This window comes from Silvibacterium dinghuense, assembly GCF_004123295.1.
Taxonomy (GTDB): Bacteria; Acidobacteriota; Terriglobia; order Terriglobales; family Acidobacteriaceae; genus Silvibacterium; species Silvibacterium dinghuense.
This window is the reverse complement of the sequence record NZ_SDMK01000001.1, coordinates 1,698,197-1,718,596: the sequence shown is the minus strand read 5'-3', so window position 1 is coordinate 1,718,596 and position 20,400 is coordinate 1,698,197. Positions and strand designations below refer to the sequence as shown.

Below are 20,400 nucleotides of genomic sequence, written 5' to 3'. Positions count from 1 at the left end.
ACCTTCAACAAGCGGCCTTCTGAAGAGTATCAACAATAAATTCGGATGATTGCGGGGGCCTGCAACGTCTCGAATTTACTCGTGATTCCATTTAAGCGGCTTGTTGCGGCTTAGTTCTGGATGGCTAATACTCTCTGGCAAAATGAGATACGAGCCAAATCACTTTTAAAGACTTTTGCTCTTTCGGAGATTGTGAGCGGGTTTCTTGCGTAGTGAATCTCGGCTGAGAGCGATATTGATGGTCTTTTTGGGGGGCTTCTTCTTGCCATCTTTCTTCGCGCGGACGGTCACCTGTGTTGCCTATTCGACATTTCTTTTGTCAAAGTCTGCAATCCGCTGCTCAGCACGCGCCTACGCGCTTCCCTGAATTCTCGTATGGAGACATCCAACAAGAGTGCGCAATCCATGTCGGAGTATCTTTCAAGAACAGACAAGACGTATATGAATCGCCCTAAATCTTCGAGTGCGAGAAGTCCCGCGAAATGACCGTCGAGTGCCGAGTTCTTCAGTGGCTCACGTTGGACTGATAAATCGGATGCGCCCAAGGCAGGCTTCTTTAGGGCAGAACGAGGCACTACCATTTGAATTGCATTGCGGACGATCATGCGGCGCGCCCACGAATAAGCCCAACCGTGAAAAACGGGGTTCCCATCCACGCAGTCGTCAAGGCCCGCCACGAAACATTGCTCCGCCTTCTCCTGATTGGCTGTCAGCAGAAAGGAGAGCAGATAGAGACTATTCGTGCTTTCCATGAACAATTTGCAGAAATCCTCTCTCGTCGCATACACGCTCTGTCTTTTCCCAACGACCTTGGATGCACACATGACGTCCGTGATCCTAGTGTCCCAACAAAGCGACCTGGTTATCACGAAACCTCCCGACTGCGACCATGCCAAGCGCCACAAAAAAGGCCATTTCAAGCAACTGTGAAAAGAGAAACGCCGGCTCCGATAATGTTGGAGCCAGTGCCTTCAATGCCGGAATATGCTCGAATGCCTGTGTGGTCAAGAGGAGGAAGTTGAGGCTGAGAACAATCGTGGTACTGAAGGCGCAGATTGAACGCCAGACGCCGGCCAGATGGAATTTGCGCCACCCGAGAACTGCCGCTCCTGACATATAGACAGAAATCATTGCGAGCCACTGCGTAAGGGAGAGATGACCAGCGAAAAGCAGGAGCCCAGCTACACTTGCGGCCAGGGAGCAACGAAAGAAGGTAACAGTCCATTTTTCTGCCAGCTTTCCGGCAAGCAGTCCGAACAGAACATTGCTCCCTGCCCCAATCGCAATGAGACTGAAGACTACATGGATGGATGTGAGGATATTCACGATCATCTTTCTGCCTCCTCGATCCGCCCGTAACGATCATTCCAATAGACCATGTATACGTACTGGCTGGGATGTGTGATGCTGACTATTGTTCTGCACGATATTCTGATGAGGTCAGGTAACTTTAGTCAGCACGGTTATCGCCCCACAAATGCTCTGCGGTTGCGCGGCCCATTTTGCTACGGCTTGGATTGAGGAACCCACCAATCGGGCAGTATTTTCGGAATTCGCAATTTCGCGGCCCACGGTCCCCAAATAGGTTCAAACTCCGTGAGGACGTTTGAAATTGCGCGACCGCTGATCTCCATCGCCATGCGCTGCTCCGCATGAGTAACGTCGTTGTAGCCGTCGGGCAGATAAGCCATTCCGACAAAGCCGCCAGCCGCCGAGCTCGTGAAGGTGCTGAGTGCGAATGTCCGATTGCCTGAATCGGACTTATCGACGAACGTCCATACCAAAGCATGGCCTACGCGCAACAGTGGATTCTTGCTGTCGGATCGCTGGTATCGCGGATCTTCGTGGAATAACATCTGGGTGCTGAAGTCCGCTGTACTCCTCGCTGTACGCTGGGCGATCATGTTGCCATAGTTCCGTCCAAAGGCTCCCATCCCGTCTTGCCACTCTTCGGGGTAGCCCTTTTTCGGATTTGCCATCTTGATGCCGGCGCCGAAGAGCGGATAAATCACCGCCGCTGGGGAATACGTCTTGTGGTAATAAATTTCCCACTTATCGTGAGCTGTGAGTGTCGTGCCGGCGACGAGTTTCGGCGGCAAAAGAGGAATCAAATTGATGTGCGTCTGCGTCTGGTCGCGCTGAGGTGCTTGTTGATTCTGCCCGGAGCTCTGGTCCTGAGACATAGGCGCGTCTGGGAGTGCATCAGCGGGAATGGACGACGAAGGCATTTCCGTCGCGATCAGGTTATTGTCCGCAGCCGATGAGCCATCGGATACCGTGCTCTGAATTGGCATGGCTTGGGCTTCTGTGATGCCACGCTGAGCTAAAGCGACCGCAACTATGACGACAACTCGATACAGACATTTCCTAGTGGCGCAGTTCTTCATGATCTCCTTGGGTTTTCACTTATTTGTTATTGGGAACTCCCGTCCCTAACACCAACACATTCCCCCGACGTGTCGATGCACCGGGCTAATGGAATAGCTGTAATCAATTAGAGCCGACAAGAAGGCGTTCGTTATGTCGAGAACACCGCTTCTCGACACTTCTCGACAAATCTCCCCTTCGATGTCTGTCATCCGCTCCTGTTATGTCGAGAAGCGTCGAGCGACGCACCTTTGCAGCAGGGCTGCCGTCTACTAGAAACGGAGCCATGATGTCTAGTAACCGCACGGTGATTCTCGTACAGCGCACAGCCGAACTTTCTTTTCTACCCCGTTCGCCGCAGAGCGCATGCGGCTCTCGTAGGGGAGCGCACGTTGCAAGCCTGCACATCACGCTCACATGTACGTCGATGATCCTTCAACGCATCTTGCCAATAGCCTGGGCAGTCATGCCCGACACGGCACTGGTGATTGCCTGTTTGGCGTCTGGGTGTAGTGCATTGGCAAGCCGGATGGCTTGATACGGCAATTTCCGGCTTCGTGCATTGCTTATCGCGTTTCTGGATTCATCCACATTCTTGGATTTTCGTTTCTCAAAGGATTGTCATGCTTCGTTGCTACATCTGCTGCTTGTTTATCTTGTGCTCTATACCAGGAGCGGTCACAGCGCAACTGGCCTCGGCGCCACAACCGCAGTCGGGAACAATTAACGGAACCGTGGAGGATGTCAATGGCGGCATTATTCCTGGAGCTGTCGTCACCATCGATGACCCGAATGTACCTGGATCGCACTCCGTCGTTGCGAATGATGATGGCGCGTTCACTCTGGCCGACGTGCCTTCCACTGTCACCCTCCACATTAGGGTTCATGCAGAAGGGTTCAAAGATTGGGTGTCGCTGGCCATCACGCTGTCACCAGGACAGATGTACGAGGTCGCGGACATAAAACTCTCCCTCGCCGAAGTGGAAACCTCGGTGACTGTAATTCCCTCCGACGTGCTCGCAATACAGCAGGTCCATGCAGAAGAAAAGCAGCGCCTGCTCGGAGTGATACCGAACTTCTATATCGCATACGGACAGAACACACAGCCGCTCTCGGCGAAGTTGAAATTTCACCTGGCGTTCAAGACCATTACAGACGCTGGGACGATTGGAGGCGCGGCTTTCCTCGCGGGACTCTATCAGGCGGCGGACACGCCGAACTATCAGGAAGGAGTAAAGGGCTATGGACAACGCTTCGGTGCTGTTTACACAAATGGGGCTACGGACATACTCATCGGAGGCGCCATTCTTCCGTCTCTCCTTCACCAAGATCCGCGATATTTCTACCAAGGAACCGGATCAAAAAAATCGCGCGCACTTCATGCCATATCCGCTCCTTTTGTCGCCAAGGGAGACAACGGCCGCTGGCAGTTCAATTATTCGAGCATCGGAGGAGATCTCAGTTCTGGCGCTCTGCAAAATCTCTATTATCCAAGCTCAAATCGTGGGGCGAGTCTGGTCTTCACTGGTGCGGCCATCACGACAGCCGCTCGCGTTGCCAATGCTCTGGCGCAAGAGTTTCTATTCAACAAAGTGACGAGCAAGTCCAATGCGCCATAGCAGAGTCTTTGATTCACCGCACCCGCGGCAGGCAAGCGTTAGCTCTTTAGCTTCGCGGCGATTATCTGCTGTTGCGGTGGCGATGGTTGCTCTCCTCGCGCTCTTATTGGAGTATCTACGTCGCCTCCACCGAACACCTGAGAAGTCCGCACCATCCTCCAAAGCTCATGAACTGTAAGCACTCCCCAATGCTTTAGCTGGACGACCATGAGGGAATGAACGAACGGACTTACGATTACAAGTTTCACGACAGTTCTCAACATCACTTGGATTCAAAATGAACGAAAATATGAGAATGACACGTCTCGCTGCTCTGCCCGATTCGGGTCAACTAATACCGTTGCTGCTGATCGACGATGATCGCTCCCTGGCCGCTCTGCTTGCGGAATACTGCACTGCCGCCGGCTTCTCCATCTCCTCTGCGCTTAGTGGGGAAGAAGGCATTCTTCGGTCGCGTCAACAACACTTTTTTCTCATCATTCTCGATGTCATGATGCCAGGCATTGACGGCTTCGAGGTGCTCAAACGCCTTCGACAGACGACGAATATCCCGGTTCTCATGCTCACCACGCGCGATGCCGGAGCAGATCGGGTGCGCGGCCTGGAAGGCGGAGCCGACGACTACCTTGCCAAGCCCTTCCAGCCCGAAGAGTTGGTGGCCCGCATCAAGTCGATACTGCGTCGGGTCCACCCCAGGGACACAGATGGTCAGATGACTGCGGGAGATCTGATCTTGAACGAAGCAGAACGCTCGGTCACCCTGGCAAATCAGAAGCTCGATTTGACCGGGGCTGAATACAGCCTTCTCCGCTTGTTGTTGCTTAGCCCCGGAGAACCTCTCTCACGGGAAGAATTGATCCCACGCATCTTCGGACGAGAACCGACGAGCTTTGACCGAAGCATCGACAATCTCGTCAACAACCTTCGTCGAAAGCTCGGGACGCATGCAGACGGTGCGGAACGTATTAAGTCTGTCCGCAACGTAGGCTATTGCTATGTGCTTTATGAAAGCGGGAGCGGCACTTCATGAAGCTATTCCTGCGGACCATGCTGATTACGTGGGCTGTTATGTCGCTGCTTGCAGTGGTGGTAATATCATGGCGATCTGTCTTAGCGCCACTTAGAGAGCGGTTCATTCCGACGCATGCGTTAGAGATATGCGCGAAGCAAGCGGTTCTGCAAAACTCTGGGAACGGCCAATCCTCATTGCAGGAACACGATCTTCCGTGTCCTAACGGGCGACTCATTGCCACCGGAGATGGCACGACTGCTGACCTTGCTGGCCGTGTCCTATCGCCCTCTGAAATACACATGAAGCACCGCGTCGAACAAGGCGACGGACTCGTTGTAAATATTTCGCCGGACAGCACGACCGTTGCGTTCCGTGTGAGCACGGATTCGGGGCACGGTTATATCTATCTGGCAACCGTCCCGGCCACGCAACCCCTCTTCCCGTTCCGGCACCTCGGCTTCCTGTCACCTATTTTCATCGCGGGCTTCCTCTCGCTGTTCGTAGCAGCCTATGTAGTGCGCCCCCTCACTGGACTGAATGCTGCGGCCGAAAAGTTCGGAGGCGGTGATCTGAAGGTAAGAATCCACTCGGCTCTTGCGACGCGCAAAGATGAATTGGGAGATTTGGCGCGCACGTTCAATGGGATGGCGGAAAGGATAGAGTCCCTGGTGTCCGGCTACAAGGACTTTCTCTCTCACGCTTCTCACGAGCTTGGGTCTCCACTTACCCGGCTGAATATAGCGCTTGCATTGGCTCGACGCAAGGGTGGTCACGATCTCGAACAGGAGCATGACCGCATTAGCCAGGAGTCCGATCGCCTCAATAGCCTGGTACGCGAGATGTTACTGCTTGCCCGCCTTGAAAGCGGAAACGAGGTTAATAAGGAACCTTCGGTTTTCGATGTACGAGCTGTTGTCGAAGAAGCGCATGAGAACGCAATGTTCGAGTCTCATCAGCTTCAGAAGACCGTCACGATCAACAGTATCGAGAGCTTCAGGGTTCGTGGATACCCCATTCTCCTCCACAGAGCCATCGAGAATGTACTCCGCAACGCGCTTCGTTTCGCGCGGCAGCACGTCTCGATCCAGGTCACACGCTTCCAGATGGGGACGGCGCATTTCGGTGTCATCGCTATTCGCGATGACGGCCCCGGCATCGCGCCGGGGCAAGAGGAAACTATCTTTGAACCGTTCCTGACGTTGTCTGGTTCAGAACCAGGTACTATCGGTGGAGGATCCGGCCTCGGCCTCGCCATCGCGAGGCAAGCTGTCCTGGCGAATGGCGGAAGAATCTCAGCGCAAAGATCGCCTGAAGGTGGGCTGATCGTTGAAATTCAACTGCCTGCTGAACCATAGTTTGGGTCTCAACCTCTTCGAGTCACGACCTCACCTCGTGATCAAAGTCGAATCGAACCGCAGAAGCTCGGGCCGATTATCGGTTCGCTACGTGTCTGTAATTTCAGGCGACATTCATCGCCCGCGGCGGTTCCGTGCGTGAGAGGGCTTCGATTACCCGCGAAAACGTGCTTTGGGATCTAACAGTAACCGCGGAGGCGCACATGATGGTTGCAGGTGTCGACTGATTACAGAGACGTTGAATGATTGTCAGGGTAGGATTTGAACCTACGACCTTTGGGTTACGAGAAGGCTAAATAACTGATTCTAAAAAGAACTATAGCGGCGTAGATGATCCCTAGCCTCTCCTTAGAATCAGCAAGATACAGGCGGGCCTTCTTAACGTTCCCCGGTTTGTTCCCTCGTCTCTAGCCCTCGCAAGAGGCCATGACCTTTGGATTTACGTCTTCAGGTAGTCACAAACCGGCATTTTGTATCAACCGGCCCTAACCGTGACAAATATCCCCTAGATAGCGTGCCTCCATGCAGACTTTTCCAGTAGTTGCATCGATCCCAAAGTTCAGAAGACGGCAGTCCAGCAAACTCTATTACTCCGCGCAAAGTTCCCGAAAAATGCGAACTTTGCGTGTCATAATATAGCCATGAAACGGGACGCAACTACATTGCCTGCCTCTCGCGCGCGGCTTGCCTCAGTGCTTCGCGCCGCCAGGGAAGTTGTGTCTGTTGATATTGCGTCCAAGACACTCGGGATGGAGCGACGCGAGGCTGCCAAGCTCTTATCGCGCTGGCAAGGACAGGGGTGGCTGCGAAGAATTGGACATGGGCTCTATGTTCCCGTCCCCCTTGATCTGGCCAGTAGTGAACAGGTGGTCGCCGATCCTTGGGTACTGGTTCCCACGCTCTTCGGTCAATGTTACATCGGTGGTTGGACAGCAGCCCATCATTGGGAGCTTACAGAACAGCTCTTCAATGAAACCTTCGTCTGCACCACACGCCGTGTCACCCGGAAGCAGGTGACAGCGCAGGGCACCACATTCCTGCTGCACCATATCCCCCCCAAACGCCTATTTGGTCTGAAGACCCTGTGGCGCGGCGCCATCAAGATCACCATCTCTGATCCAGCGCGAACCTTGATCGATATGATCGCGGTGCCGGAAGTAGGGGGCGGCATCGACCATGTGGTGGATTGCCTGAGCGCCTATTTACGAGGAAAGACAGCGGATCGGGAGCTGCTCATTCGTTACGCAGAGCAATTCGGCAACGGCGCCGTGTTCAAGCGTCTTGGATTCCTTGCCGACACTCAGCTCGATGACAAGAAGCTCGCCGAAGAATGCCGCGCCCGGCTCACGCATGGTAACGCCCGGCTCGACACATCGCTGCGCGCTGCAAAGCTCATTACGGCTTGGCACCTTTGGGTGCCAGAGACCTGGAAAGCTCAGACTCCATGATCGACAAGCGTGAAATCCTCGAAGCCACATCTTCGTTTTCGCTCCGATTGCCCAGCGTTGTCGAGAAGGATTATGTCCTGGGCTGGATACTCGCAGGCATCAACGCCCATGAAGAGCTCGCAGAAAGCTGGGTCTTCAAGGGCGGGACCTGCCTGAAGAAGTGCTATTTCGAGACCTATCGATTCTCTGAGGATCTGGATTTTACACTGCGTGATGCAAGTCATCTCGACGAAGAATTCCTGAAAGGCGTGTTTGAGGAGGTTGTCGCCTGGGTCGCGGAGGAATCGGGATTGAGCCTTCCCTTTGACCAAATTGAATTCGACATCTACGACAATCCGCGCGGCCAACCGAACTGCCAGGGCAAGATCGCGTATCGTGGACCGGTCTCGCCGACATCGGGCGGCTGGCCCAAGATTAAGCTCGATCTGACGGCGGATGAAAAGGTGGTACTACCTTCCGTGCGGCGCGAGGTATTTCATCCTTACGGCGATAAGCCAGAAGGCGAAATCTGGGCGAATTGCTACGCTTACGAGGAGGCGTTCGGCGAGAAAATCCGCGCGCTCGGAGAGCGAACGCGGCCACGCGATCTCTACGATGTCGTGAACCTCTACCGGCACACCGACAGCCGGCCTACGGCGACTGTGCTGCTGGACGTGCTTCGCCAGAAATGCGCGTATAAAACGATCCCTGTCCCGACCTTCGCGTCCCTCATGCCGCATCGGCAAGCGCTCGATGCCATGTGGTCGGACATGCTCTCGCACCAGCTTCCCGTTCTTCCTCCGATCGATGACTTCTGGAACGCGCTGCCAGAGATATTTTCGTGGCTGACAAGCAGTGCGCCAGTCCCGCTGCGCGCCATCATCTCTCCCGGCGCGAACGAAGTTGTCGTACGCACCCGCGTACTACCGATGGGAGTTCCTTTCCCGTCTCGCTCAACTCTGGAGGTCATCCGCTTTGCCGCCGCCAACTATCTGTGCGTTGATCTTACTTACGACGGACGTGTGCGGCGTATTGAGCCGTACTCATTGCGCCAAACCGTGGAGGGCTATTTCGTGCTGCACGCGATTCGCAGTGACTCGGGCGAACACCGCTCCTATCGTGTAGATCGGATGCAGGGAGCAGCCGTGACCTTGCAGGTATTTAGCCCACGCTATGCTGTCGAGCTGACGTCAACAGGGCCGCTCAATGTGGCGCCTTCGATGGCGATGTCTAGGATACCCCGGATAGTCCGAACATTGGCTGCGACGAGTAGGAGTCAGGGACCGACCTATGTTTTCCGGTGTACGGTGTGTGGCAAAACCTTTAACAAAAAGAAAATGGATGGAACCTTGAACGCACACAAAAATCGCTCTGGATCGCCATGTTATGGACGGTATGGGACCTACGTTCGCACCAAGTATTAGGAGATCGACTGCGTCAAGGGCGGAGCAAAACCAGGCCAAGATGGCGAAATAAAGTAGTCCAGTAGATAGCTGTTTAGTTATTGGTGGGATTGCGAGCAGAACGGCCTCTGGAGCGTGGCGGAGCGCCCCTTCTACCCCGCTGGGGGACAGCCTCCAGCCTTCTGCAGATGGGGTTCGTTTACGGCGGGCTCCTCTTGAGCCGGTATCCGCCAGCATTAGGGCGCGGACGGCGACAGACCCTTTGAGCAATTGAGGTAAAATCAGACCGATCAATTACTTCTGTAGTTTGTCGAGTTCCAGAAACATCTTTAATGACGATACTGTCTGACGCGGTTGTTCTAAAACGGCCCAAACATACGGCGCCCGGGCAGTATCTCGGGTTTGCTATTCAGCCAGTGCGCCTGTGCTATCACCTTCTCACTTGCCCAGCCAAGGCCAAAGTATCGCTCGAATATCTAGATGACGTTGCGATTCATTACGTTGACGGATCTGCTCTTTTAGAGCAAGCAAAGAGCGCTCTTTCGCAGAATCCGCTCTCCGATTGGGCAGTTGATTTTTGGAAATGTCTCGATAATTGGCTCTCAAGTGTATCTTCGAGCAGTGCTTTTTCTGTTTCCACGCAGTACAGGTTGTACGTCACTCCCGTGAAGACCGGCGCGCGAGCGGCTGCGCTCAGTGATGCGATGACGGGAATTCAAATCGAAAGCATAACCTCCGAAATTAAATCCACTTTGAAAAAGCTTAGGAAGCTGCCAACTTGTGCATCTCATCTCCAAACATTCCTGGGAGCAACGCCGGAAGCAAGATTCGCAGTGATCTCTCGATTTAAGGTTGTGAGTTGCGACAATGACCCCGTTGATCCAATTCGTGCCCTCCTAACTCCCACTGTGGCTACTAATCTCGTTGATCCGTTATGCCAGTTCGCTATCGGAAGAGCAAAAGAAATAGCTGATCGTTTGATCCGAAGTGGCAAGCCTGCCTTGCTTGACGGCGACGAATTTAAAATGGAGTTCCGCAATTTCGTTCAGAGAAACAATCTGCCGGGGTTTCTTGCACCTCTAACGTCGGCTCCGTCTGACGGAGCCGTTTCGACGCTTTTGGCAACACATCCCACGTTCGTAAGGCAACTGGATATCATTCAGGTCAATTCCGACGAGCGCGTCCGAGCAGTCAGCGATTTTTTGAGAGCTGCTGCCGATAAATCCTCATGGGCGGAAGCTGGCGTCCTATTCCAAAGAAGCCTTGAAGAATGGGATGCGGAATTGGTGCGTCGGCATGGACTAGTAAAGGGAGAGGTTTCTGATGTCCATAGTGATAAGGATGCACTCGTCAGAGGTCGCATTGTCTACCGTCAATCTGCCCAAATGCAGCCTCCGCTCGATGGGCAGGCGGTCCCTGGTCACTTTGTTCATGGATGTCTCAACGCGTTGGCAGATGTGAAGACGATTGGTTGGCACCCTGATTATGTCGAACTCTTGAAGGATGGTGGCCAATGAGTGTTGAGTTGAATGAATCAGAAATTATCCAAAATCCCGCTCTAGGTGCGTTCGCACTTTGGAAGTTTGGATTAGGTTTTCAGGCGGATGACAGTCGCCCCGCTCCGATGCCGTTACTTTTCTTGATCCTGCCTCTGTTGATGCACCGCCAGACAAGCGAGGTGATCGAGTCAACTCGAAAGGCATCAGGCTTGACCCTCTTCGCCGCAAAACTCGGCGAAGAACGGGAAAATCTTCTTGCTGTGCATGAAAGAGCGTTGATTCTCCGCAAACTGACGTGGGATTCGCTTGAACTGGGGATTCGCGGAGGGTTGTTAACTGTCAACTATGTAGAAGCAACTGTGAGAGCGAATACGCTGCTCGGTGCGGTCGCCAAAACGGTGCTGCCAGAGCGCCTGAAGAACTTACCGAACAGTGCCGAGAAGATTGGCTATTGGTTTTCCAAGACCGGTCTCAACCAAATCGCTACGACCTTACGAGTGGAGTTCTGATGTACTTCCAGCTGCGCAAATTGATTCTTTGGTCGCGAAACAATGCTGCTCCGCGCGTTGTCGAATTTCAACCTGGTGTCGTGAATGTGATTAGCGGCGCTTCCAAGACTGGTAAATCCGCCGTGGTCCCAATCATCGACTATTGCCTGGGCTCCGATAAATGCTCAATTCCCGTTGGCGTGATTCGTGAGAATTGTAGTTGGTTTGGAATCGTCATCGATACTCTTGAGGGCCAAAAGCTTTTGGCACGTCGAGAGCCCGGTGATCAGCAAAATACGGGAGATATGTTTTTACTGGAAGCACCCACCGTTGATGTTCCCGCCATTATTGATGGGAAATCGACCAATGTGGACGTGGTCAAGGCGATGCTGAATCGTCTTTCGGGTTTGACATCTCTCGATTTTGAACCGGGTCCAGACGTAGGGTTCAAGTCTCGACCTAGCTTTCGGGACCTAATGGCCTTCACCTTTCAGCCGCAGAATATCGTGGCGAATCCCGATGTCTTCTTCTTCAAAACGGACTTGACCGAACACAAGGAAAAGCTGAAGACAATCTTCCCCTATGTTCTCGGTGCCGTCACGGCTGAAATCCTTCAGGCGCGATTTGAGCTTGACCGCCTGAACCGAAACCTGCGCAGGAAAGAATCTGAACTGCGAGATCTGGTGAACGCGTCTTCGGCTTGGCGCCTAGAAGCGCAAAGCTGGGTCCGGCAGGCGATCGAACTGGGGCTTCTTCCGTCCGACCAATTGATCTCCGAGGATTGGAACACCATTTTGGATTTGCTTCGAAATATAACCTCCGGCACCGAGGTTATGGCGAATCCGACCCTTGCGGGAATAGACGTAGCACTTAACCGCCTTGAACTTCTACGAAGCGAAGAATCGGTTGTCGCTCTCAGTCTGTCGGAGCACAGGAACCGGCTGAATGAGCTTAGACGTCTTCTGGAAAGTAGCGAAGCATACGGCGGAGCCATCAGAATGCAGCGTGATCGACTCGGGATTGCGGATTGGCTGCGTAAATTGACTGCGGAAAATCAACAAGCCGAGCTCGACCCTATTGCTTCTCTGGAATCTGCCGGCCCCGAACGTCTTGAAACCCTCTGCAATGCTCTCGATGCCTTAGAGGTTCGGCTGCGATCTCATCCCAATTTTTCCGATACTCTCGACAAAGAGGTGATTAGGCAGCGCGCCGCAACGGAAACTGTTTTGGAGCGACTCAGTGCAATCCGTCAAGAGGCGAGTATCCTGGAGCACAGCTCGCAAGAGGCACAGGAGATCAGAAACAAATTCGACAGAACCGAGAGGTTTCTCGGACGTCTGGATCAAGCCCTGCAACTTTATGACAAAGCAGATCAGTCCTCGGGTGTCAGAGAGGAGATCGCGACGCTTCGTTCACAGATCGCCACGCTACAAGCGATTGTCTCGGATTCTGAAATTCGACGAAAGCTGCGCAACGCTCTGGATCAGGTTGAGACCATCGCAAGTCGCTGTGTATCTAAACTTGATGCCGAATGGCCTGACGCACCAGTCAAACTGATTGTGGACGAATTAACGGTTAAGGTAGTTCGCGGCAATCGAGACGATTACCTTTGGGAGATTGGAAGCGGAGCAAACTGGCTCGCGTACCACATGGCGATGACACTTGCATTGCAGAGATTTTTTCTGAGTGAGCCGCATCACCCCGTCCCAGCTATCCTCATCTATGACCAACCGAGCCAAGTATATTTTCCGAAAACCGCAGCACGGCCCAACGAAGCTGCAACCGATGTGCCGTGGAGAGATCAAGATATAGTAGCAGTCCGAAAAGTTTTTGAGCTCCTGAGTGAAGAAGTTCTACTCGCAACGGGCAGACTTCAGATCATCGTCCTTGATCATGCTGACGATGATGTCTGGGGAAATATACCAGGCGTTCAACTGACCGAAGAATGGCGTGGAAAGGCGCTAGTTCCTGGCGAGTGGACAGATACTCCTCAGAAGCAAGTGTAATTCCGCAGAAATTCTCTGAATCGGACCCGATACACGCTGCCTCGCGCTGGAACGGCGAACAGCAGGTTCCGGGACCTTGTTGATATGGTTTTGTTGATTCAGTCGAGAACGCTCGACGTCTTCCTAGCAGCAAAAGCTCTTCAGCGCACCTTCGATTGCCGCGGAACTCACCCTATTCCTGCTGCGCTCGAACCACCACCGCCCAACTGGAATACGCCATTTGATCGTGCGCAAGACGGCTTTGGTCATCGAGCGGCGCGAGTTCATTGAACAGAGGCCGTGCTGTTTGCGAATCCATCTGATGGTCGCACCGACTACCTTGCATCAAATTCTGTCCGCGATTCTTTTACTTGTTGCCAGTTCTCTTTGACCCAGTCCACCAGGCCCCACATAGGGGGAAGCAGGCTTCGCCCGAGAGCAGTCAGTTCGTACTCCACGCGAAGAGGGACCTCGGCAAACAACTCTCGGGTGAGCAATCCGTCTCTCTCCAAACTTCGCACTGTCACAGTCAACATTCTTTGTGAGATACCGGGAATCGCTTTTTCGAGCTCGGAAAAGCGAGCGCGCCCACCCGGCAACTGCGCTAAAGAGAGGATCAAAAAAATGCTCCATTTATCCCCCACCTTGGTCAGGAGTTCACGGACCGCAGCGGGGTCTTCGTGGCCGCAGACTGAGGCCGAATCCAGCGGCTTTTTGGATATGCCTTTTTTCATGCTTACCTCCATGTACGCTGCGTAGCTCAAAGTGCCTTATTGTTGATAATAAGCCTCCTAAATAGAATAAGCACACGAAAGGTAAGTATAGGAATCGGAGGAACATTGTGAACCAGATTTTGATTGTCGAATCGAGCCCTCGGGGAGCTGAGTCGGCGAGCCGCCAACTGACACGCAAGGTGAGAGAACGGCTTGAAGTGCAGTACTCGGAGGCGAAGGTTGTCATCCGAGATCTTGTGAAGGACAAGCTTCCCCACCTGGATCTGCCGACGCTGAAGGCAATTTCCACGAAGGACCCGGCGGAGGCGGAAGCGCTTAAGAAAGACGCATATCGTTCCGACCAGCTTATCGACGAGCTGATGGCGTCGGACATTTTGGTGATTGCCAGCCCCATGTGGAACTTCGGAATTCCGTCATCGCTGAAGGCGTGGATCGACCACGTTGTGCGTGCTGGCAAGACGTTCAACTACGCAGGTACGGGTGTAGAGGGGCTTGCGAAAGGCAAGAAGGCAATCCTGGTGCTTGCGTCCGGCGGAGTGTTTAGTGAGGGAGATTGGAAGCCGTGGGACACGGTCGAGCCGTATCTGCGGCAGATTCTTGGCTTCATTGGGATCGAAGATGTACAAACCGTAAGGGCTGAGGGCATGAACATACCGCCCCTTGCAATCCATGCTGTATCCAACGGCGAAAAGGCCGTAGAAGCACTCGTGATCTGAAGGAGAAGACCATGCTCGGTTTTATGATTCTGACTGTCGGCAATGTCGAACGTTCGCTGGCGTTCTATGAGGCGGCCTTAAAGCCTCTCAAGATCAGGTTCTTCCTGCCCTACAAGGGCGAAGACGGTCATCCTGATCTCTGGGGATTTGGTGATGGAAAGCAGGCGTTCTTCTGGCTCCAGCAGGGAAAACCCGCTCCGGCCTCCATTCACTGGGGCTTCATGGCCGAAAGCAATGAAAAGGTCGATGAGTTCTATAAGGCTGCGATCTCCGCGGGCGCTAAGGACAATATCTCTCCGCGGGCACGAGTCGAATATTATCCGGGATACTACGCCGCCGATGTATTCGATCCGGACGGATACTCGTTCGAGGTCGTCCACAAGAGCTGAGGTCGAAGCCTGGCATCGCAGCGGCTTTACTTACATCTCGCAATATTGGAATTCATCCCGAAGCGTTGGATCACTGTCTTTCGTCGTGCGGCTGCACTCACCTTCGCAGCAATCGGTCCGTCCTGCGTCGCGATACTCCACGCCTCTTTCCTTGAAGCTCGCCTCCCCGTCATAGCTGCCCGAGATTTTGGCGGAGATCCGCCAAGAATGAGCGTCTGGAAAGCTGACTTCGGTACAGGCAGAGGTGGCTGTTGGGACTCTGGTAAGCGCTCTCGTTATTGCCCGGGCGTTTTCAGGTACTTCGCGGGCAGCGTCAGCCCTGGTCGCTCATGATCAAAGAGAAGGCTGGCGATCCAGAAGCGTCCGTGAGCATGCACAATCTGGAACGAATCGATGCCTCGCGAGGATGGCTGGACGTCGTCCTTCGCGTCCCGGATTTCGGATGTGCTCCACACCTCGATAAGATTGCCAAACTCCTCAACGCGGTTCGCGATGCTGCGCTCGAAGAAACCGTTCGTCTTGAAGTAGGAATCGTTCTGCTGCGCGAACATGTCGGGGGTTAGGAAAATCGCATCGCCCTTGCGCGCCGGTCTATCTTTCATGGCCGCAGATTCCGGAACAAGTGAGACAATCCGCCCGTCGGGCAAAAACAATGCGCGGAAGCGGTCCCAGTCGCGTTGTCCGGCTGGGCCGGAGACCACGTCATAGAGCGTTGCGAGGAGGTGGTCCACGGTGTCCACGTCGCCGGGGTTCTTTGCCGCAGGCCAGTCTGGATGCCCTGCGAGTGTCCCGACGGGCGGAGGCGGCGCAGATGCGGCCGGAGCAGACTGCTGTGCACTCACGTTGAGCGTCAGTCCCATAAGAAAACAACTCAATACAAGATCGCAGCTACGAATCATGGGATCATCTCCTTGTTTTATTAAGTCAACCGATGCGCATGGCGCGCGGCGCTCCTACTTCGACCAGGGCGGAACCACACCGTTGGTGCGCGCGTAGGCAATTGACTGCCCCAGATGCTCGTGCTGATCTTCGAGAATCAACATCACCGCGTCCTGCTTCGTCATGTCTTCTCCGAACAGCTTTACGTGTGTCTGCAGGTCGCTGTCGGAAAGTGTCGTGATCGCTTTTTGTAGACTGGCGTATGAAGTCTTCAAAGCTTCCTGCAATTTCCCCGGATCGGTGATGGGTGCGCGCTGTCCCCCCGTATTCGGTGTGCCCGAGAGCACGCCGGCGAGCATACCGTTCTCCGTAACGATGAAGTTGAACACGTCGCTGACGGAGCGAACGCCCTGGCCGGGTTTCCAGTCATACTTGCCTGCCATCACGCGCGCGAGTCCGGTGAATTTTTTGGAGAGCGTTCCGGCATCTTCTCCGAAAGCGGACTGGAATTTTGCTGTCTGCGCCTGCGCCCATGGCGCCACCAGAGCGACTGCAAGCGCGCATGCTCCAAACTGAGTAAGAATCTTCTTCATGGGGAACTCCTTTACGTCAACCTGAATGGTCCTGCTCACTGGACAATAGGGCGCGAAGAATCAGTTCTTGCAGGAAAAGTGACAAGCGGTGTCCGCAATAAGACAAGCGGCGGAATTGGCCTTAAAAGGGCACTCTGGCACTCTCGATGGTTCCTGCCCTCGGTCATGTCTCCGTCGGAGTTTCAGCTATACTCCGTGCCAGAGGGCTGACACACCCATTGCCGCACACCACATCAGGTACGGTCCGCAAGAAATGGATTTTGATCCTGTGCGCATGGACGATGGTAGGACTGTTGTTTGCCGCGCAAGGGATCGTGGTGGAGAAGGTACAGGGTGCGCACGTCAACTGGGTGATCGAGGGCGCGCTCGAGCTTGTCTGGTGGTATGTATGGGCGGCGTACACACCGCTTGTGATGGGTCTTGCGAAACGATTCCCGTTGACGGGGCCGAGGGTCGTACTTCACATAGCGATCCACACAATCACGTCGCTCACAATGGCTCCCGTGGCATCTGTCACCCAATACTTTCTGAGCCTTGGACTTCTCCGGTTTGTTTTTCACATCACTGGCACTGACGTGCTCCACTTTCTTTCTCCGTTCGGAGTCGGTGTTCTCTTCATGAGCTTTACCGGCTTACTCACATACTGGTTAGTGGTGGGCTTGTACCAGTCGATGCACTTTTACCAGGTTGCCATGGAGCGCCAGACGATAGCGGCGCAACTGGAGACGCAGCTCTCCCACGCAGAACTTGAGAATCTCAAGAGCCAGCTGCATCCGCACTTTTTGTTCAACAGCCTTCACACCATTGGAATTCTGATGCAGGAAGACGTCGATGCTGCGGGCCATCTGCTGGTCAGCCTCGGCGATTTGCTGCGCATGGCCCTCGCACAGCGGGAGAACGAAATCACCCTGCAGAGCGAGCTCGAATTCGTCGGCAAATATCTGGAGATCGAACAGACACGCTTTCATGATCGCTTGAAGGTTCACATGGATATACCACCTGACCTTCTCGGAGTCTATGTACCAAGCCTGGCGCTGCAGCCGCTGGTTGAAAATGCCATCAAGCACGGCATCAGCGTCGATTCCACTGCAGGCCGGCTGGAGATCGCCGCCAAACTCCACAACGGCAGAGTTAGGCTCTGCGTCCGCGATGATGGCCCCGGTCCGGCACCGGGATCGCTCCTGCGCTTCGGCGTCGGACTCACCAATGTCCGGTCACGCTTGAAACAGCTCTATGGGGACGAGGCGTCGCTGGAACTTACCGGGGGCGACGGTCGAGGCTGTGAGGCCATCATCACTATTCCACTGAGGAATTCACATTGAAGACGCGAGTCCTCATCGTCGATGACGAACCGATCGCCCGGCGCGGTATCCGCCGCTATCTGGCCGAACACGACGGTATTGAAGTTGTAGGCGAGGCGGCAAACGGAATCAGCGCGGCGGAGCGGATCAATGAGCTTCATCCCGACATCGTTTTTCTCGATGTGCAGATGCCTGATCTGGATGGCTTTGGAGTTATCGAGAATGTAGATCCAGAGAACGGCCCCGCTCCCGTATATGTATTTATTACGGCCCACGATGCGCACGCCATTCGCGCATTCGAAGTGCACGCAGTGGACTATCTTTTGAAACCCTACGATAAGGAGCGTTTTGCCAAGGCACTGGTTCACGCACGCCAGGTCTTCGAACAGCGTAAGGAAACTAATCGAAACCTTGAACCACTGCTCCAATCCCTCCGTAGCCTCCGCCCGTTGGAACGCTTTGTGGTTAAGGACAAAAGGCGGATTTTCTTTGTTCCTGTTTCCAACGTTTCGTGGATCGAAGCTACAGGAAATTATGTCTGTATACACACTGCCAACGACAGTCACCTGTTGCGGGAAACCCTGACTCGCCTGGAGGAGAAACTGGCGCCACACCACTTTATTCGCGTGAAGAAATCAGCGATGGTGAACGGTGCCTGCATTAGCGAGATTCGTCCGATGTTCGATGGGGTTTACGACATCGTACTGGCTGGAGGAACAGTGGTCACGTCGAGCCGGAGATACGCTTACAAGTTACGGGCGCTGCTGGAATCCTAGTCTTGGCAGCTGGGATATAAATTGGCGCGTCGGCATGGAATGTCACCGGCGAAGATGAACCGCGGCTTTGCAGACCGGGCATTCGTAAGCGCGGTTTCGCTCTGTCCACAGAACCTTGTCGGCCTGGACGATTCGCTTTGTGCGCCGGTCCCTTGCGTAATCCATTAAGCTAGATCAGGATACATCTGAGATACTGGGAACCCCACATCTACTTTGACTTACGGGCGCGAGTGTTCGGTCTCACTGCTGTGCCACTTCTCAAGTGTGTAGAGAGCAGGGTTATAGCCCTGCTCCCTTCGCAAACCAAAACCGCAGATACTTGACCCAAGATTTTCACTTTCTTCCAGCTTAGTTGTGCGAGCAGGTCAGACCTATGCTAGGCCCTGCCCCACTACTTCTTAACACTGCAGCTATGTCATAGGCAGGAATCAGTACCTCTGAAAACAGGTATTTCGCCAAGGTTCTTGGAGATTTCGGCCATATCACAAGCTTCCCTCCACACACAAAGTGTTTTAAGACACTGAGAAAGGTCCATTTCAAACATTGAGTAGAACGAAATTTCAAGCGGGCCATATCCGTTTGCGTAAGGATCGTGGTCCAGCATATTGGCAGGCACGCTATTGGGACGATGTCGTTACTGAGCCGGGCAAGATAGAGCGGAAACGACGCTCTGTGAACCTCGGGTATTTGGAAGATGTTCCTACGAAAAGAGAGGCCCAGCAAAAACTAGCCGTAATTCTCAAGCCAATCAATGATCGCGCTCGAATTCCGAAGATGCGGATCACTTTTCGTGAGTTCATCGAAAAATATCGCTCATTAAAGCTAGCAAATAAGAAGCAAACAACAATGCGTGGCTATGAAACGAATATTCGTGTTCACTATCTTCCTGTCTTTGGTGCAACGAGGCTGGCGGATATTTCGAGCGAAACAGTACAAGCATTTCTCAACGGAAAGACAATTGAAGGCAAAGCTGTCCAAACAATCAAAAACCTGAAGTGGGGATTGAGCTCCATCTTCGTTGCAGCAATAAAGTATGGATACATGTCATCGAACCCGGCGCAAGGAACCGAACTTCCTCCAGAGTCGATCCGTGAACGTAAGGAGTTTCCATCTCTTGCAGAGCTAAATTTATTGATTGAACGACTGCACGAACCGATCAGCACGGCAGTATGGTTGGTCGCGGTGAGCTCCGTTCGTCCGAATGAACTGGCATTCAAGTGGAAGGATCTGGATGTCGAGCAGAGAATGCTGTGGGTAGTGCGTGCTGTGAATCGAGGGAAATTGCACACGCCAAAATACCATCGCGCGAATCGACCGCTTCGTCTAACGGAGGCGGATGTTCAGCGCCTGCTTAATCTCAAATTCAGGATGAAGGCTAAGGACGGCGATTGGGTGTTTCCAAACTCGCACGACACGGGGCCTATTCGGCACGAAGATGTCTTGGGCAGATGCATTCAACCTGTTGCAAAAGAACTCGGGCTACCGCACATCACTTGGCGGTTGATACGACATTGGGGAGCAACTCAGATGATTGCCCTGGGCGTCCCCATCAAAGCCGTGCAGGAGCGTTTAGGGCATTCTCGTCCCAATGTTCTCCTCGACCACTATGTCCATGTCCTCGAGGAGTCGGCAGAGATGGCTGCGGCTACACTCAGTACACGTTTAGTGGGAGGACTTTCTTCGGGGAATCCGGTAGAGATATGAGGAAAGTTTCCATAGAGATTCACCTTATGGGGTACCAATGCAGGTACCACCCGATTTGGGAATGTTCGCTAAGTTGTTGAGAAGATTTGGCGGTTGGGGGTGGAACTGAGCTGATGCATAAGGTTTTGCAGACCTCTTCTTTATCACTTGAGT

Annotated in this window: 20 protein-coding genes; 14 read left to right on the top strand and 6 right to left on the bottom strand. The window is 53.7% G+C overall.

Annotated elements, in window-relative coordinates; translation table 11 throughout:
* Window positions 1-287: 287 nt before the first annotated feature.
* From ESZ00_RS06810 to ESZ00_RS06800, 3 genes are all read right to left on the bottom strand, one after another.
* Entirely contained in the window at window positions 288-824 is a 537-nt protein-coding gene (locus tag ESZ00_RS06810) for a hypothetical protein (protein ID WP_129207369.1), read from the bottom strand.
* Between the two features lie 13 nt (window positions 825-837).
* Complete coding sequence (locus ESZ00_RS06805; RefSeq protein WP_129207368.1) at window positions 838-1,332, bottom strand: hypothetical protein; 495 nt, start codon at window positions 1,330-1,332, stop codon at window positions 838-840.
* Between the two features lie 173 nt (window positions 1,333-1,505).
* Window positions 1,506-2,387 (bottom strand): hypothetical protein, encoded by an 882-nt coding sequence (locus tag ESZ00_RS06800; protein ID WP_129207367.1) that lies wholly within the window; start codon window positions 2,385-2,387, stop codon window positions 1,506-1,508.
* 603 nt (window positions 2,388-2,990) lie between these two features.
* On the opposite strand from ESZ00_RS06800, the gene ESZ00_RS06795 reads away from it, so the two are divergent.
* The 9 genes from ESZ00_RS06795 (at window position 2,991) to ESZ00_RS20460 (ending at window position 13,446) form a co-directional block, all read left to right on the top strand.
* The gene (locus ESZ00_RS06795; RefSeq protein WP_129207366.1) at window positions 2,991-3,986 is read left to right on the top strand and encodes a carboxypeptidase-like regulatory domain-containing protein; all 996 of its coding nucleotides are present in this window, start codon (window positions 2,991-2,993) and stop codon (window positions 3,984-3,986) included.
* Between the two features lie 277 nt (window positions 3,987-4,263).
* Window positions 4,264-5,016, top strand: coding sequence for a response regulator transcription factor (locus ESZ00_RS06790; protein ID WP_229741001.1), 753 nt, complete (start codon window positions 4,264-4,266; stop codon window positions 5,014-5,016).
* A gap of 281 nt (window positions 5,017-5,297) precedes the next feature.
* On the top strand, window positions 5,298-6,353 hold the full coding sequence (locus tag ESZ00_RS06785; protein ID WP_164981376.1) for an ATP-binding protein: 1,056 nt from the start codon (window positions 5,298-5,300) through the stop codon (window positions 6,351-6,353).
* 716 nt (window positions 6,354-7,069) lie between these two features.
* Window positions 7,070-7,801 (top strand): type IV toxin-antitoxin system AbiEi family antitoxin domain-containing protein, encoded by a 732-nt coding sequence (locus ESZ00_RS06780; RefSeq protein WP_164981375.1) that lies wholly within the window; start codon window positions 7,070-7,072, stop codon window positions 7,799-7,801.
* Complete coding sequence (locus tag ESZ00_RS06775; protein WP_129207363.1) at window positions 7,798-9,204, top strand: nucleotidyl transferase AbiEii/AbiGii toxin family protein; 1,407 nt, start codon at window positions 7,798-7,800, stop codon at window positions 9,202-9,204. Before ESZ00_RS06780 ends, ESZ00_RS06775 begins: the two co-directional genes overlap by 4 nt.
* A 311-nt stretch (window positions 9,205-9,515) precedes the next feature.
* A complete protein-coding gene (locus ESZ00_RS06770; protein WP_129207362.1) occupies window positions 9,516-10,700 on the top strand; it encodes an ABC-three component system protein in 1,185 nt (394 codons plus the stop codon).
* Entirely contained in the window at window positions 10,697-11,191 is a 495-nt protein-coding gene (locus tag ESZ00_RS06765) for a three component ABC system middle component (protein WP_129207361.1), read from the top strand. The genes ESZ00_RS06770 and ESZ00_RS06765 overlap by 4 nt, the downstream gene beginning before the upstream one ends.
* Window positions 11,191-13,176, top strand: a complete 1,986-nt coding sequence (locus ESZ00_RS06760) for a DUF3732 domain-containing protein (protein WP_129207360.1) — start codon at window positions 11,191-11,193, stop codon at window positions 13,174-13,176. The genes ESZ00_RS06765 and ESZ00_RS06760 overlap by 1 nt, the downstream gene beginning before the upstream one ends.
* A 15-nt stretch (window positions 13,177-13,191) precedes the next feature.
* The gene (locus tag ESZ00_RS20460) at window positions 13,192-13,446 is read left to right on the top strand and encodes a nucleotidyl transferase AbiEii/AbiGii toxin family protein (protein WP_373283900.1); all 255 of its coding nucleotides are present in this window, start codon (window positions 13,192-13,194) and stop codon (window positions 13,444-13,446) included.
* Window positions 13,447-13,490: 44 nt separating this feature from the next.
* Here ESZ00_RS20460 and ESZ00_RS06755 read toward each other — a convergent pair whose 3' ends face one another.
* The gene (locus tag ESZ00_RS06755) at window positions 13,491-13,889 is read right to left on the bottom strand and encodes a winged helix-turn-helix transcriptional regulator (RefSeq protein ID WP_129207359.1); all 399 of its coding nucleotides are present in this window, start codon (window positions 13,887-13,889) and stop codon (window positions 13,491-13,493) included.
* 107 nt (window positions 13,890-13,996) lie between these two features.
* Here ESZ00_RS06755 and ESZ00_RS06750 point away from each other — a divergent pair, with 107 nt between their 5' ends.
* Complete coding sequence (locus ESZ00_RS06750; protein WP_129207358.1) at window positions 13,997-14,605, top strand: FMN-dependent NADH-azoreductase; 609 nt, start codon at window positions 13,997-13,999, stop codon at window positions 14,603-14,605.
* A gap of 11 nt (window positions 14,606-14,616) precedes the next feature.
* Window positions 14,617-14,994, top strand: coding sequence for a VOC family protein (locus ESZ00_RS06745; protein ID WP_129207357.1), 378 nt, complete (start codon window positions 14,617-14,619; stop codon window positions 14,992-14,994).
* A gap of 275 nt (window positions 14,995-15,269) precedes the next feature.
* Here ESZ00_RS06745 and ESZ00_RS06740 read toward each other — a convergent pair whose 3' ends face one another.
* Together ESZ00_RS06740 and ESZ00_RS06735 are read right to left on the bottom strand one after the other, a co-directional pair.
* Window positions 15,270-15,893, bottom strand: coding sequence for a hypothetical protein (locus ESZ00_RS06740; RefSeq protein ID WP_129207356.1), 624 nt, complete (start codon window positions 15,891-15,893; stop codon window positions 15,270-15,272).
* 54 nt (window positions 15,894-15,947) lie between these two features.
* Complete coding sequence (locus ESZ00_RS06735; RefSeq protein WP_129207355.1) at window positions 15,948-16,466, bottom strand: DinB family protein; 519 nt, start codon at window positions 16,464-16,466, stop codon at window positions 15,948-15,950.
* Window positions 16,467-16,684: 218 nt separating this feature from the next.
* Here ESZ00_RS06735 and ESZ00_RS06730 point away from each other — a divergent pair, with 218 nt between their 5' ends.
* From ESZ00_RS06730 to ESZ00_RS06720, 3 genes are all read left to right on the top strand, one after another.
* Window positions 16,685-17,788, top strand: coding sequence for a sensor histidine kinase (locus ESZ00_RS06730; protein ID WP_164981374.1), 1,104 nt, complete (start codon window positions 16,685-16,687; stop codon window positions 17,786-17,788).
* Entirely contained in the window at window positions 17,785-18,543 is a 759-nt protein-coding gene (locus tag ESZ00_RS06725; RefSeq protein WP_129207353.1) for a LytR/AlgR family response regulator transcription factor, read from the top strand. The genes ESZ00_RS06730 and ESZ00_RS06725 overlap by 4 nt, the downstream gene beginning before the upstream one ends.
* A gap of 579 nt (window positions 18,544-19,122) precedes the next feature.
* Window positions 19,123-20,247: a tyrosine-type recombinase/integrase gene (locus ESZ00_RS06720; RefSeq protein ID WP_129207352.1), complete on the top strand. Its 1,125-nt coding sequence runs from the start codon at window positions 19,123-19,125 to the stop codon at window positions 20,245-20,247.
* The last annotated feature ends 153 nt before the right edge of the window (window positions 20,248-20,400 follow it).

What these genes read in the sequence shown, in the direction of transcription:
- ESZ00_RS06810 (WP_129207369.1), bottom strand. Translation starts at nt 824, where the DNA reads ATGTGTGCATCCAAGGTCGTTGGGAAAAGACAGAGCGTGTATGCGACG.
- ESZ00_RS06805 (WP_129207368.1), bottom strand. Translation starts at nt 1,332, where the DNA reads ATGATCGTGAATATCCTCACATCCATCCATGTAGTCTTCAGTCTCATT.
- ESZ00_RS06800 (WP_129207367.1), bottom strand. Translation starts at nt 2,387, where the DNA reads ATGAAGAACTGCGCCACTAGGAAATGTCTGTATCGAGTTGTCGTCATA.
- ESZ00_RS06795 (WP_129207366.1), top strand. Translation starts at nt 2,991, where the DNA reads ATGCTTCGTTGCTACATCTGCTGCTTGTTTATCTTGTGCTCTATACCA.
- ESZ00_RS06790 (WP_229741001.1), top strand. Translation starts at nt 4,264, where the DNA reads ATGAACGAAAATATGAGAATGACACGTCTCGCTGCTCTGCCCGATTCG.
- ESZ00_RS06785 (WP_164981376.1), top strand. Translation starts at nt 5,298, where the DNA reads ATGAAGCACCGCGTCGAACAAGGCGACGGACTCGTTGTAAATATTTCG.
- ESZ00_RS06775 (WP_129207363.1), top strand. Translation starts at nt 7,798, where the DNA reads ATGATCGACAAGCGTGAAATCCTCGAAGCCACATCTTCGTTTTCGCTC.
- ESZ00_RS06770 (WP_129207362.1), top strand. Translation starts at nt 9,516, where the DNA reads ATGACGATACTGTCTGACGCGGTTGTTCTAAAACGGCCCAAACATACG.
- ESZ00_RS06765 (WP_129207361.1), top strand. Translation starts at nt 10,697, where the DNA reads ATGAGTGTTGAGTTGAATGAATCAGAAATTATCCAAAATCCCGCTCTA.
- ESZ00_RS06760 (WP_129207360.1), top strand. Translation starts at nt 11,191, where the DNA reads ATGTACTTCCAGCTGCGCAAATTGATTCTTTGGTCGCGAAACAATGCT.
- ESZ00_RS06755 (WP_129207359.1), bottom strand. Translation starts at nt 13,889, where the DNA reads ATGAAAAAAGGCATATCCAAAAAGCCGCTGGATTCGGCCTCAGTCTGC.
- ESZ00_RS06745 (WP_129207357.1), top strand. Translation starts at nt 14,617, where the DNA reads ATGCTCGGTTTTATGATTCTGACTGTCGGCAATGTCGAACGTTCGCTG.
- ESZ00_RS06740 (WP_129207356.1), bottom strand. Translation starts at nt 15,893, where the DNA reads ATGATTCGTAGCTGCGATCTTGTATTGAGTTGTTTTCTTATGGGACTG.
- ESZ00_RS06735 (WP_129207355.1), bottom strand. Translation starts at nt 16,466, where the DNA reads ATGAAGAAGATTCTTACTCAGTTTGGAGCATGCGCGCTTGCAGTCGCT.